The 12,745-nt window shown below is 37.2% G+C and carries 13 protein-coding genes; all 13 read right to left on the bottom strand.

Translation table 11 applies throughout. The annotated features are described in order from the left end of the window. Positions 1-13: 13 nt before the first annotated feature. The 13 genes from JFU24_RS06045 to JFU24_RS06105 all read right to left on the bottom strand — a co-directional run bounded on the left by JFU24_RS06045 (position 14) and on the right by JFU24_RS06105 (position 12,720). On the bottom strand, positions 14-439 hold the full coding sequence (locus JFU24_RS06045) for an SRPBCC family protein (RefSeq protein ID WP_201224928.1): 426 nt from the start codon (positions 437-439) through the stop codon (positions 14-16). A gap of 230 nt (positions 440-669) precedes the next feature. After that, entirely contained in the window at positions 670-2,460 is a 1,791-nt protein-coding gene (locus tag JFU24_RS06050; RefSeq protein WP_201183328.1) for an adenine deaminase C-terminal domain-containing protein, read from the bottom strand. 203 nt (positions 2,461-2,663) lie between these two features. Further along, positions 2,664-4,244, bottom strand: coding sequence for a benzoate-CoA ligase family protein (locus JFU24_RS06055; protein ID WP_201224929.1), 1,581 nt, complete (start codon positions 4,242-4,244; stop codon positions 2,664-2,666). Positions 4,245-4,335: 91 nt separating this feature from the next. Then, complete coding sequence (locus tag JFU24_RS06060; RefSeq protein ID WP_201249720.1) at positions 4,336-5,814, bottom strand: aldehyde dehydrogenase family protein; 1,479 nt, start codon at positions 5,812-5,814, stop codon at positions 4,336-4,338. 150 nt (positions 5,815-5,964) lie between these two features. Next, positions 5,965-6,756 (bottom strand): 3-hydroxyacyl-CoA dehydrogenase family protein, encoded by a 792-nt coding sequence (locus JFU24_RS06065; protein ID WP_201224931.1) that lies wholly within the window; start codon positions 6,754-6,756, stop codon positions 5,965-5,967. After that, on the bottom strand, positions 6,749-7,777 hold the full coding sequence (locus JFU24_RS06070; RefSeq protein WP_201249721.1) for a 3-hydroxyacyl-CoA dehydrogenase family protein: 1,029 nt from the start codon (positions 7,775-7,777) through the stop codon (positions 6,749-6,751). Before JFU24_RS06070 ends, JFU24_RS06065 begins: the two co-directional genes overlap by 8 nt. After that, positions 7,767-8,417: a Phenylacetic acid catabolic protein gene (locus JFU24_RS06075; protein WP_201181161.1), complete on the bottom strand. Its 651-nt coding sequence runs from the start codon at positions 8,415-8,417 to the stop codon at positions 7,767-7,769. Before JFU24_RS06075 ends, JFU24_RS06070 begins: the two co-directional genes overlap by 11 nt. Before the next feature lies 1 nt (position 8,418). Continuing rightward, entirely contained in the window at positions 8,419-8,649 is a 231-nt protein-coding gene (locus tag JFU24_RS06080) for a hypothetical protein (protein ID WP_057217666.1), read from the bottom strand. Next, positions 8,646-8,972 carry a metal-sulfur cluster assembly factor gene (locus tag JFU24_RS06085; protein ID WP_057217669.1) on the bottom strand — a complete coding sequence of 109 codons (327 nt, stop codon included), beginning with the start codon at positions 8,970-8,972 and terminating at the stop codon, positions 8,646-8,648. Before JFU24_RS06085 ends, JFU24_RS06080 begins: the two co-directional genes overlap by 4 nt. Then, on the bottom strand, positions 8,973-9,911 hold the full coding sequence (locus tag JFU24_RS06090; protein WP_116821863.1) for a Phenylacetic acid catabolic protein: 939 nt from the start codon (positions 9,909-9,911) through the stop codon (positions 8,973-8,975). A 147-nt stretch (positions 9,912-10,058) separates the two neighbouring features. After that, positions 10,059-11,039: an MBL fold metallo-hydrolase gene (locus JFU24_RS06095; RefSeq protein ID WP_201181165.1), complete on the bottom strand. Its 981-nt coding sequence runs from the start codon at positions 11,037-11,039 to the stop codon at positions 10,059-10,061. 2 nt (positions 11,040-11,041) lie between these two features. Further along, complete coding sequence (locus tag JFU24_RS06100) at positions 11,042-11,821, bottom strand: enoyl-CoA hydratase-related protein (RefSeq protein ID WP_201224934.1); 780 nt, start codon at positions 11,819-11,821, stop codon at positions 11,042-11,044. A 17-nt stretch (positions 11,822-11,838) separates the two neighbouring features. After that, positions 11,839-12,720: a PaaX family transcriptional regulator gene (locus tag JFU24_RS06105; RefSeq protein WP_056523501.1), complete on the bottom strand. Its 882-nt coding sequence runs from the start codon at positions 12,718-12,720 to the stop codon at positions 11,839-11,841. Positions 12,721-12,745 lie beyond the last annotated feature (25 nt).

The following is a 12,745-nucleotide window of genomic DNA, read 5'->3' on the forward strand; positions in this document are numbered from 1 at the left end:
TGTTATATCTTATTTATCCTTGATGCCACACACCTGGTTTTTTTCCTTCCACATGCTTAAGAATGTACATAAGTGAACCCCAAGTTGTATTAATCATCGCATATGGTCCTTCCATTGACTCCCATCCAGAATGATTAAAGTCTACAATCGTCACTCCGTTTTCATTTACATTCAAATCAAAACGAATTTTTGTACCTTTCCATCCTGGCATATCATGTTGAGCTGTCCATACTACCAACTTACCTGGTTCAAGCTGATCAATGTGCATTGGGAAAATAGCTTTACGATTGTAAAAGCCAAATTCAGCAATGCTTCCTACTTGAGGTCCAGCTTTAGCATCTGTTGTCCACCACCCCTTAAATCCTTCAGTCGTGGTTATGGCTTCGTATACTTTTTCAGCAGGGGCGTTTATCATAATTTGATGTAGCATGTTAATCATCATTTATCCTCTTTTCTTCTTTTAGTTTTATAGTTAGCTCTAAGATTGAGCTTTATATCACTCTTTGATACGAGAATTTATAACGTTAACAATACCTAAATATTAAAAAGCCGAATTCCTCACTGATATCACTGAGAAATCCGGCTTTCGTTTCTTAACAATGGCGCCCTTTTGTACGGGTAAATGAATTCTGCTTTCCATTTAATTAAGTTACTATCATCTTGTCTAACTTAAGCTTTAATTTCGTTTGATAAGTAAGTCATGGGTATGGAAGGTACCAAGATTTTATCGGTTTTTACTTCGTATAACCCAAAGGGAACTAAACGGAGCCCCGGAAGAAAATCACAAGTTAAAAACAATAAAGTATATAAAATGTCATGGAAAGGAAATCCTCGTGCTTGGAGTGCCGATAATAATTTATCATTAAATTCTACTGCCTTATCAAAGGAGGGATCAGTGGTCATCATACCGGTTAGCTGTAAAGGGATTTCAAGAATGATTTCCTCACCATCAACTATTACCACACCACCACCCATTTCATAAACACGTGCAGCAGCTTTAGCCATAGCTTCAGGGTTTCTACCGATGGTAAGCAAGTCAGTAGTTGTATTAAAGGTTGAGGCCATCCCATCCAAATTAATCGCAAACTTTTCTAATATTCCTTTTGTCACCCACTCCCCATTTCTATGGATTAGAGTTGCATACATAAGACCTTCTTGATCTGTTAGATCTACAAATCCATTCTTAGTTGGAAGCTCCAAATCTTTTCGTTGAGTTATTACATTACTTCGAAAAAAAATAACCGGCACTGAGTTGCTTGAAGATGTTTCTGGGTAAATATACAGATCTGGGTTTTCTAAAATCTCTCTTGGAAATGTAAATGGTTTTTCAGATAAATATTTACTCCAATCAATATCAGGCATCTGTATGGTTAATTTACCCTTTTCAGCCACTATTTCTCCGTTTGAGATTACTAAATCCGGACGGAACTGGTCGAGGTCAGGCAACAATAAAATATCAGCTTTTTTTCCTGGAGCTATTCCCCCAATATAATCGTCCTGTTTGAGATATGTAGCTGCATTAATGGTTACCATTTGAATTGCTTCCATAACCGGGACTCCTAGTTCCACCGCTTGCCTTACTAGTCCATCAACAAATCCTTCTTTTTCAATAAAAGATGGATGCGGGCCATCTGTTGTCATTAAGATTCTGCTCGTACTTACATTTCCCTCTGTAATCAGCTTGATTATATTTGACAAATCTGGACGCAGCGAACTATTTCGAAGTACTGTCCACAATCCCAAACGTAAACGGTCCAAAGCCTCTTCCGCTGTTATAGCTTCATGACAGGCACTAATTCCAGAAGCTGCTATCGAATTTAATTTATCATAAGAACACCCGGCATTATGTCCATCAGATACTTTTCCCATCTTTTTCGCTGCATCTATAATATCTAATAAGACTGGGTCCCCATTGTATAATAACGGCCAGCGAGTCACTTCTGCTGTTCCAAGGACATTTTCTAGCGAAAGTAGGTCAATAATATCCTTTTGGTTGAACCATTCTCTTTCCCCTGGGAATATGGCCTGCGAAACTAATCTAATCAACCAAAAAAAGTTCCCTGGCAATTTCTCTAAATCGTCTACAAGTTGTTTAAACCCTAAGGCACCCATGTGTAAATAAAAAAACAAATTATCATTTACAGTCGTCGTGGTTCCCAACGGCAATACCTTTTCTGTAACACTTACCGGATTGTATACAACCCATGGATGTGCATGAGTTTCGATAAATCCTGGAGACACGTACAAACCATTGGCATCAATTACAGTGGTGTCGTCATTTATGGTTACTTCATTTTCCCCGACATATGCAATGCAATCTTTATACAAAGCAATATTTTGCTTTAGGAATTCACCAGAATACACATTAATCACTGTTCCGTCTTTAATTAACATATCAGCGGGGCGTTTCCCTTGCGCCACTTCAATTAATTCATCTCTCAGTGCTCTTGTTTTCACTATTCTTCGCCCCCCATCCATATTTTAAGATTCTTTAGATTCGTTTAAAATAATTCTGCTAATGGAAAACTACGGTTGAATATCAAACACACAATGATACGCTTCTGCGTTGATCCCTTATTCTAGAGCAAACTTGACCAGCTTTTATCAAAGGTTAATCATTACTTTTTTCTGTTTAGGTTTTACACTTTAATAATTAACTTGTTTCAGCCTCTTAATTTAAATCTTTGAATTTTTCCAGTTGTAGTTTTTGGCAACTCATTCACGAATTCAATGACACGGGGATATTTATATGGTGCCAACACCTTTTTGATAAATCCTTTAAATTCAAGTTTCAGTTCTTCCTTCGGTTCGACACCAGCTTTTAATACAATATAGGCTTTTGGTTTAATTAAATTATTTTCGTCATTTACCGCGACAACAGCAGTTTCTAATATATCAGGATGGGATAAGAGAGCGTTTTCAATTTCTATTGGCGATACCCAGATTCCATTCACTTTCATCATGTCATCAATTCTGCCGGCATACCAATAAAAACCATCTTCATCCTTAAAATATTTATCTCCCGTCACAAGCCAATCACCAATAAATTTCTTTTTATTTTCTTCATTAAGATTCCAATACGATGCCGCAATACTTTCACCCTTAATTAAAAGATCACCTACTTCATTCACTGCTGTTTCCTGACCATCTTCATCCACAATTTTAGCTTCATAACCTGGAACAACCTTTCCCGTGCTCCCTTGCCGAATTTGATTAACTTGATTAGACAGATATATATGAAGAGATTCCGTTGAGCCTATTCCGTCGATAATATCTAAATTAAAAACATTCTTCCATTGTTCTATATAAGAGGCAGGCAACGCCTCTCCAGCAGATACGCAAAGTCTTATCGAAGAGAGATCATAGTTTTTTTTCGTCTTCTCAAGGTAATTGAGCATAGATCCATACAAGGTAGGAACCCCAAAAAAGATGGTAGGACGATACTTTTCAATCGTCTCAAACACTTTCTCTGCAGTTGGTCGGTCCGGCATTAAAACAGTAGTAGCTCCGGCTCCAAGCGGAAAATACATCCCGTTTCCCAAACCATAGGCAAAGAAAAGCTTCGAAGCAGAAAAAGTAATGTCATTTTCAGTGATCTGTAAAATATTTTTGGCGTAATTTTTAAAGGCTTCTTCCATATCTGTTTGAAGATGAATCACACCCTTTGGCTCACCCGTACTGCCTGATGTATAAAGCCAGAACGCTTGATCATTAATATTGCTATAACAGGGAGGCAATTCTTTATCTTTGCCTTTTATTAGATCGCGAAAGGAGTGTTCATCTGCTTCCTTCAAGGGTTGATTTTCCCCGTCAACTAGGATTACATGTTTTAAGAAGAGTAAACGGTTCTTAATAACTTTTAATTCTTCCCAGCGCTCACAAGTTGTAACCAACACTTTTGAACGACTATTATTCAATAGAAACTCATAATCCTTTAACGGTAAAAGTGTGTTGGCAGGAATAGGAATTGCTCCAACTTTAATTGCACCAAAGAAACTAATTATGAATTCTGGAGAGTCATGTAATAATAGTAAAACGCGCTGTTCCATCTCTATGTTTAACTCTTTTAAGGCAGCACCAAATTGGTTAGCAGATGTATCGATTTCTTGGTAGGTGTAAAAACGATCTTCATAATAAATCGCCGCTTTATCACCTCTGCCTACTTCTATATTTTTTTGAAAGAAATTATAAGAAGCATTATACCTCGCGCCCAAACCTCTAATTTTATGCTCGGTTTTTATCACACATATTTCCCTCCAATAACCTTAATAAATTTCCTGCCTTTTTCTAAAATCCTTTATTTTCTGATAAAAATTTTCCCCACCTATTATTCTATTACAGACCAAACATATTTAACTGCTTTTCACCTACATAGGAGACTACACTTTTCGTTTCAGTATATAAATCAAGGGTTTCAAGAGATAGTTCTCTACCAAAGCCTGACTGCTTATAACCTCCAAATGGAGTTCCAGGGAATGCAGAAATCGGGCTGTTAATCATCACAATCCCGGCGTTAATTTTTGCTGCTACCCGATTCGCTTTTGCATGGTTTGTTGTCCAAACTGCAGATGCTAAACCATAAATCGAGTGGTTTGCCATTTCTATTGCTTCTTTTTCATTTGTAAATTTCATGACAACAACAACTGGACCAAATACTTCCTCTTGAGCAATTCTGCTTTCATTTGTGACATCACTAATAACAGTCGGTAAATACCAATAACCGTTTGCAAACTCCTTACCTTCAGGTCTGCTCCCTCCACAAAGAACGGTTCCTCCCTCTTCTACTGCAAGCTTTACATAGTCGTCTATTACTTTTTCATGACTTGAGGATATGACTGCCCCTACATGTGTTCCTTTGTCGAATGGATCACCGACTTTTAGTTGCTTCGTCTTTTCTACGAATCTATTTAAAAATTCCTCGTAAATCGATTCTTCTACAAAAATTCTAGAGCGGGCTTCACATGACTGTCCAGTATTATAAAAGATGCTGTATAAAGATCCATTTACCGCATCTTCTATTTCTGTATCAGCAAAGATGATGCTTGGTGACTTCCCTCCTAATTCTAAAGTAACGCGTTTTAATGTCCCAGATGCTTTAGACATGATATCTTTTCCTGTTTCCGTCTCACCTGTGAAGGCAATTTTATTAATGCCTTCGTGCTCTGTCATGTATGGTCCAATTTCCGAACCACTTCCAGTAATTACGTTCACAACTCCCGCAGGAACTCCCGCTTCTGTACATATTTCAGCAAGCAGGTACGCAGTAATTGGCGTGTAGCTAGCAGGCTTAAGAATCACTGTACAACCCGCAGCGAGTGCTGGGGCTACTTTCCAAGCCGCCATCATTAATGGATAATTCCAAGGTATAATTTGACCGCAGACACCTACAGGCTCTTTCAAGGTATAGTTAAAAAAATTATTCGGCATTGGATTTGTGCGTCCACCTGTAGTTAAAGCAACTCCTGCATAAAACTCGAAATCCTCAATGGCTTGAGTAACTTGACCTCTAGCCGCAGGAATGTTTTTACCTGTGTTCAAAATTTCTGCTTTTACAAGTTCATCATATCTTTCGCGCATGATACTAGCGATTTTATTTAATACCTGTGCTCGTTTACTATGTGAAAAGCGACTCCATTTCCCTGTTTCAAATGCAATTCTTGCTGCAGTCACAGCGGTATCTACATCAGATTTGCTTGCTTTAGCTACCTTTGATAATACTTCACCTGTTGCTGGATTATATGCTTCAAAAAACTCTCCTGATTCACTTTCAACCCATTCCCCATTTATATAAAGTTTGTAATAGTCTTTCAGCATGTAACTTTCCTCCTACTATCTTGTATATATATTGGCGCGGAGATTCAAAAACCAATTCGATTTCATATCTCAGTCACAGCATTCCGAACTGTCAAAGGACTCCATTTCATCTACCCCATAAATCTCACACACTGTCATTTTCATTGATTATCAGGTGGTAAAAGGAAGTTCTTTATTCTCTATTTGTGACAAGTTATATGACTTAATCTTCTGTTTGTAATTTTCATACCGGGCAAATGCCTCAACGTTCCAACCAGAAATAACAAACTTTCTTAACAATGGAGCTGGCCGATATCGTTCTTCCTGTAAATTATTGTATAACCCTTGTAAGACAGAATACACTTCATCAAGCCCAATACGCTCTCCCCACTCTAGCGGCCCATTGGGATAGTTTGTTCCAAGCTTCATCGCTATATCGATATCTTCCTTAGTAGCTATTTTTTGCGTAAAAGCATAAAATGCTTCATTAATAATCATTGAAAGCACCCTTGGAAAAACTAGTCCTACTTGGTCTTCAACAAATTCCGTTTCTAATTCTACATTTTCAAGTTGTTTAGTAACCGCTTCCAAATTGTTCGTTTCCCCAGTTAACGGCAAAGTTAATTCAACTAGATTTTGAGAATCCAAGTCTGAAAAACAAGCAAATCCTACAATTTTCAAATGTCCATTTGTCCAATTAGATACTTCTGTGCAAGTAACAGAAAGTACACTCGTTATAACAATTGAATGTTTATTTAAAACAAATTTTTCAAGTGCCTGAATTGTTTTTTTCTTGTTTTCTAGATTACCATGCTCTGTTTCCCAAATGAAATCAAAAAATTCTGTTTCACAATCGGCTAAGTGATCAGCAGTATTAATTTTTGTCGAACCTTCAAAAATTTTATGAAGTCTAGCGGCCAATTGATTAGAGCCAACAATGAGCACCTTCTGGAAGCTACTCATATTTGTAAAACCCCTTTCCTGTTTTCCGTCCAAGCCTGTTAGCTAGTATCATTTCTTTTTGTAAATAATGGGGTTTAAATCTACTCTCATTTTGAAAATTATCAAATAATGATTGAGTCGTATTGTAATTAATATCAATACCAATTAAATCTTGTAATTCAAATGGGCCCATTTTAAACCCGCCAGCCTTTTTCATGATTCGGTCAACTTTCTCATGTGTAACTAAACCTTCATCGACAATTCTAAGGGACTCATTATAAAAAGAACGGGCAATTCTATTGACGATAAAGCCTGGTGTATCTTTACATATTACCGGCCTTTTCTTAATTAGGAGGAAAAGGTCTCTAGTTCTATCGATGGTGGTTTGATCAGTTAATTGACTTTTTACAATTTCAATGAGTGGCATTAGAGGTGCTGGATTAAAAAAATGAATACCAATCATTCTTTGAGGATGATTTAAATTGGCTGCAAATTCTGTAACTGAAAAAGATGACGTATTGGTTGCTAGAATTGTTTCAGGGTCGGAAACTGCATCTAACTTCTTAAATAATTCTATTTTTAAAGATTTAATCTCCTGTACAGCTTCAATAATTAAGTCTAAACCCGATAAATCAGTGAGTTTTGTACTCACCTTAAGGTTTCGATTTGCTGACTCTGCCTGCTCTGGGGTAATTTTACCCTTTACTTTCATTTTTTCGATATTAGTAATAATATTTCTAGAGTTTCTTTCAAGGGTTTCGTCTTCTATATCATATAAAGTAACTGATAATCCACTTTGTAAAAAAGTTTGGGCAATTCCACTTCCCATTGTCCCCGAACCAACTACACCGACTGTTTGGATTCCTTGAGTTTTCTCAGGAGATGCATCAGCAGTTCCACTCCAACGTATACTTTCAAATACAGTTTTACAGTTCTGGCAATAGTACTGCCTAACTAGCTGTGCAGTGCCGAAGGATGAATATAACTCAACATTTTTTCCATCACAAAAAGGACAAGTTGGTTTTTCCTTTTCACTGAGCATTTACAATTTCCTCATCCCTCAAGCTTGGGATCAATGCATTCTTATACGAATCAGCTAGATTACTATTTTTAAGAAGAACATCACTCTCAACAAGAACAATATTGTTTTCCACTTGCTTCAACCATGTAATGACTTCTTGTTCACAAAGCTTAAAAGCATTAACGAATCGAGCTGGTATAGATCCGCCATCATTTAGCAACTTGAGTGCCCAGCTTTTTGAGTACAAAATATGTTCTTCCTGTTCTTTTACTAATTTATTAAATTGCAGCCCGATATCACTGCTTTTCTGATGACTGGTTAAAGCGGTTATCAATATGTTAAGCGCTGTGTTCATACAGTAGAGTCCTGCAATAAGTGATATCCATTCCTCGATTTTAACTATGCTATCGAATGCTTTTCCTGTTTGTTCCTTCACATCATTTTTGTTACCTTTTCCACCTTTTAAATTCGCTCCCCAGTTATAGAGAAGGCGCGCATGTCCAAGCTCTGATTGTGCCATCGCAATCGCTGCAAGTGTTCCTTCTAAGTCAGGTCCGCTCACACCGACCTCGACAAGACGGTCTCCTAGGATAAATTTGTTATCAGCAATCGTTTCTATTAAAGAAATTAATTCATAATTGACATTTGTGGAATTCACCATATTAAACCACCCTTTTCTTAAAAAATGGTTCTACTTCTCTAATGCAAATCATATTTTCCCTCTTGACTATATACATTTCCACCCATTTTTCTTCGTCGTAAATATATCTTGCATAAACACGCGCCAACTCATCACTGCTGGCCTCGACGGTTCCAATATGCATTAAATCATCACCTCGATTAATTCTGGAAAACACATTATATTCAAACTGTTTAACTGCTTTATTATTCATCTAGAACTAACCCCCCAAGTCTTTAATTTTTGTTTACCTGCTTCACTCATTTGATCGACCGTCCAGGCAGGACTCCAAACCACTTCAATTTCCACTGTATTTATATTCTCTTCTTGAAGCAGTCGATTTTTGATATCGCTTTCAATCCATTGCATACACCCACAGCCTGTTGAAGTATAGGTCATCGTAACAAGCGCCTTATTTTCTTGTTTTTCTACCCCATAAATTAATCCCATATCAACAATGCTTATTGGAAATTCAGGATCAGTAACGTCTTGTAACGCATTGATAAGAACGGGATCTTTATAAAAAACCTTTTCCATCTAGATCGCCTCATTTCGATATTCTTCAAGTTGTTGATATCCTTTTTGAATTCGATTAACAAATTCCTGATTTTGCGGACCTCTCTGCTTAAAGCGCTGGATGACATTATCCCATGTATCTGGCTCATCATATTTCCATCGCTTATTTTCAACATCGAATTTACAAGGAAAGGGAACAAGCAAATCATATTTCCCAGTCTCTTCGTTGTATTGGGCCGGAACATTAAGTCCAAGAGATTCACAGAAAGGAACAGCCGTTGACATCCATTTTTGCCTTAGTTCATCATTTGTTTTTCCTTTCAACTTATAATCAAGCTGGGATGAACGACTTTTTAAGTTATCCGCTACACCAAAGAACTCCAGTGACATTATAAACATCCAATCAATTGCTTCTTGGACCTGCTTAGCCGTTTCCGGTTCTTTCATAGCTGCCTTCATGATAATTTCGCCGTTTCTCAAATGGAATAATTCCTCTTTATCTACTTTGACTAACGCACGTTTCCATGGTCCGTATGATGTATGCTGGTGTGCATCTCCCAACAGGGTGTAACCTGCACGGTCAAACAATCCATTAAACACACCGAGTTCAACCCAATTATTTAATTTAAAATCAAAGGCAAATGGGTTTTTCCACTTATTTGGCGGACGTTTGTATAACAAAGATTGAACATCTTCTCCTAAATCCTTTAATAACCTGTAGGCAATATGCGCATGCCCAATTTCATCCTGCATAACAGCAAGTGCTGTGATTTTGTAATTTAAATTAGGAGCATCTTTGTAAACAGTCAGAAGTGGTGGCACACTTAGTAGCTCTGTATCCCCAACTATCATCAGAGTTTGTTTCAATGCCTTTTTATAATTTTCATCCATATCTTCTAATCTCTCCACCACAAACCCAGATTGGACCTTGCTCATCAAATCATTCGCAGATATTGCCATATCTCCCTCTCCTATCATATTATGTTTTTTGAACTATCGTCTTATATAAGTAATATAATAATTTACTTTATATGGTTAGTCAAGACTTTATCAGATTTTTCAGAAAACAAATAAACGAGATGTACATAAATACATCTCGTTTATTCCTTATAATTTATATTGGAACGTACCATTTGTTGAGATTTTATGAATTCTCTCTGATTCCACTAGATACTCCAGGTGTGCTAATGTTTCCGCAATGGCGAATCGCCACTGATGATCAGTAAGCTTTTTATGATGAAACAGCTTCTCTGTAATCTCAAAAGCTACTTGATTCGTTTCCAAAATGGTTAAAATAGTCGCTAAACGTTCCTTATGATGTACAATGATTTCCTTAGCTCTCTGTGAGAGATTTTCAATAGGTGTTCCATGGGCTGGATAAGCAATGCTTATATCTTGATCAACAAGGCAATGCAAAGTTGAAAAGTAACTAGCTAAGGGATTTTGATCAGAGTTGGGCCAAAGACTAATATTCGGAGTGATTCGATTCAAGACAACATCGCCTATTAACATAATTTTCTGACTTTCATGATAAAAACATAGATGTCCTTCAGCATGTCCACTATATTTATGGACGGCCCATCTTCCATCAGGACTATCTAATTGCGATTCATTGAAATTATTAATTTCGGGAAGTGGATTTACTTTACTTGAAAGAAACAATACGTTCTCTTTAACTTTCGTCAACAATGGCTCTGGAACAGCATGCTTTTGAAATAATTCATATGTTGCCTCAGCCTGCTTCGTGCTGCCGCCAAAAACAGTTTTAATCATCTTAGCTTCTTCTTTGCTCATATAAACATGTGCACCGGTTTTTTGTTGCATCCAACTAATTAATCCTGAATGATCAGGATGAAAATGAGTCAGGATAATCTTTGATATATCTGTTGGATTGATAGACAACTCTTCAAAGACTTCTTCCCAATACTGTTTCGCGTCTGTTGTTGGAAAACCAACATCAATTAATATGATTTCTTCTCTCGTGCGGAATATATAACAATAGACATACTTCATAGGGAACGGTACAGGTATCCCGATACGTGTTAAATAATCTGTTATTTGTTGATGATTTCCTGAAAGCACAGCCATTGTCAGGACCCCCTAAAAACTGGGTCCCGTTTTTCTTGAAAGGCGAGTAATGCTTCTTTTCGATCCCCAGTCCCTATTGTTAACTCATAGGCCTTTGATTCGATGGCAATCCCTGTTCGCAAATCAGTAGCATGCCCTTTATTAATTGCATATTTTGCTTGTTGGAGTGCAATCGAACTTTTTAGCAATATCGGCTCCAAGAATTCAAGTGTATAGGCCTCAAGTGACTCCTGGTCATCAAAGGTTTCATCAATTAATCCAATATTTTTCGCCTCGATGGCATTAAGCTTTTTACCGCTATAAATAAGTTGCTTGGCTTTCGAAATGCCAATCAGCTTCGGTAAACGCTGTGTTCCGCCTGCACCTGGAATGATAGCCCAGTTTATTTCAGTTAAACCAAGCTGCGCCTCCGATACCGCAAATCTAAAATCACAGACAAGGGCTAATTCCAAGCCACCTCCAAGTGCATATCCATTAATCATCGCTATTGTAGGCTGCGGCAAGTCTTCTATTCTATTAAAAACATCTCGAATTAGACAAACATTTCTACGTGTCTCTTGCTCTGACAATGTTTTTCGCTCTTTCAAATCAGCTCCAGCACAAAAAGCTTTCATACCAGTTCCGGAAAAAACCACCGCTTTTATTGTTAAATCGGTACTTAAGTTCAGAACAATTTCATTCAATTCCTTTAACGACCCATAATCAAGACTATTTAACTCTTCAGGTCGATTTAATATGACATAAGCGATACTTTCTATTTTTGTAACATAAACTTTTGGCATAAAACCTCTCCTCCTAATTAATCATGATAGATTTCTGAAAAAGGGTTGATTGCTTTCTCACGATTAACATAGCCTGCTTTATCAGGCGGATATTCCATTATCGATTCAAAATATTTCACTGCTTTGACTGAAGTCAGTTGATGGATATTCCAAAACAACTCCCTAGCCTTTATTCCATGCCAATCATCAGGCAGCAAATCTAGCGGAAAACCGGGGTCCAGGAAAAGGAATTTCCGGTATTCATGTACAATCTTGGTTCGTTCATAAAAGCATTGCTCATTGGAAATGGTATCTTCCCAAACAGCCTGCTGCATGTCATGAAGCTTCGATTCATATTGCTGTATAAAGGTTAAATAGTTTTTGTTTATTTCTTTTAAATCCCAACAAGTGCGTAAAATCTCTTCATTAGTATGAGTGATGACTTGGCTCGAACTAAATACAATTAAATAGTCCTTTAAATCATATGTATCCATGAGGGTTAGCACTTGTTTTTCTAATGGATTAGGACTGACCCAAATACTATTAGACATAAGCCCGAAACCAGTCCAACTCAATTCCTTACGTACTTGATTTCGAAGCACACGTTTTTCCTCAGGAATTGAGTAGGTTACCACTCTCCATAAACCATCCCATTGATGATTTCTGATTGTATAAACACGTTTGACACCATCATCCATATTGCGCTTTCCTTTTGGTGTTAATGAATAATAGCTTTTATTGCCTATTTTCCGCCCAATTATTAGATCCTGCTGTACGAGTCGTAAAATGGCACCGCGTACAGATGATTCAGAAATACCAAAATGATTCATCATTTTAATAAGGGTGCCAATCCATACCTCCCCTCCATAAAATTGAACGAAATCACCAAAAAGAGTATACAATAATGACCTTGGTTTCATGTTGATTCTCCTGTTCTCATAAAGC

The sequence above is a fragment of the Peribacillus sp. TH27 genome (assembly GCF_016650915.1).
Lineage (GTDB): Bacteria > Bacillota > Bacilli > Bacillales > DSM-1321 > Peribacillus > Peribacillus butanolivorans.

What these genes read in the sequence shown, in the direction of transcription:
- JFU24_RS06080 (WP_057217666.1), bottom strand. Translation starts at nt 8,649, where the DNA reads ATGAATAATAAAGCAGTTAAACAGTTTGAATATAATGTGTTTTCCAGA.
- JFU24_RS06075 (WP_201181161.1), bottom strand. Translation starts at nt 8,417, where the DNA reads ATGGTGAATTCCACAAATGTCAATTATGAATTAATTTCTTTAATAGAA.
- JFU24_RS06105 (WP_056523501.1), bottom strand. Translation starts at nt 12,720, where the DNA reads ATGAAACCAAGGTCATTATTGTATACTCTTTTTGGTGATTTCGTTCAA.
- JFU24_RS06045 (WP_201224928.1), bottom strand. Translation starts at nt 439, where the DNA reads ATGATTAACATGCTACATCAAATTATGATAAACGCCCCTGCTGAAAAA.
- JFU24_RS06085 (WP_057217669.1), bottom strand. Translation starts at nt 8,972, where the DNA reads ATGGAAAAGGTTTTTTATAAAGATCCCGTTCTTATCAATGCGTTACAA.
- JFU24_RS06095 (WP_201181165.1), bottom strand. Translation starts at nt 11,039, where the DNA reads ATGGCTGTGCTTTCAGGAAATCATCAACAAATAACAGATTATTTAACA.
- JFU24_RS06060 (WP_201249720.1), bottom strand. Translation starts at nt 5,814, where the DNA reads ATGCTGAAAGACTATTACAAACTTTATATAAATGGGGAATGGGTTGAA.
- JFU24_RS06070 (WP_201249721.1), bottom strand. Translation starts at nt 7,777, where the DNA reads ATGCTCAGTGAAAAGGAAAAACCAACTTGTCCTTTTTGTGATGGAAAA.
- JFU24_RS06090 (WP_116821863.1), bottom strand. Translation starts at nt 9,911, where the DNA reads ATGGCAATATCTGCGAATGATTTGATGAGCAAGGTCCAATCTGGGTTT.
- JFU24_RS06100 (WP_201224934.1), bottom strand. Translation starts at nt 11,821, where the DNA reads ATGCCAAAAGTTTATGTTACAAAAATAGAAAGTATCGCTTATGTCATA.
- JFU24_RS06065 (WP_201224931.1), bottom strand. Translation starts at nt 6,756, where the DNA reads ATGAGTAGCTTCCAGAAGGTGCTCATTGTTGGCTCTAATCAATTGGCC.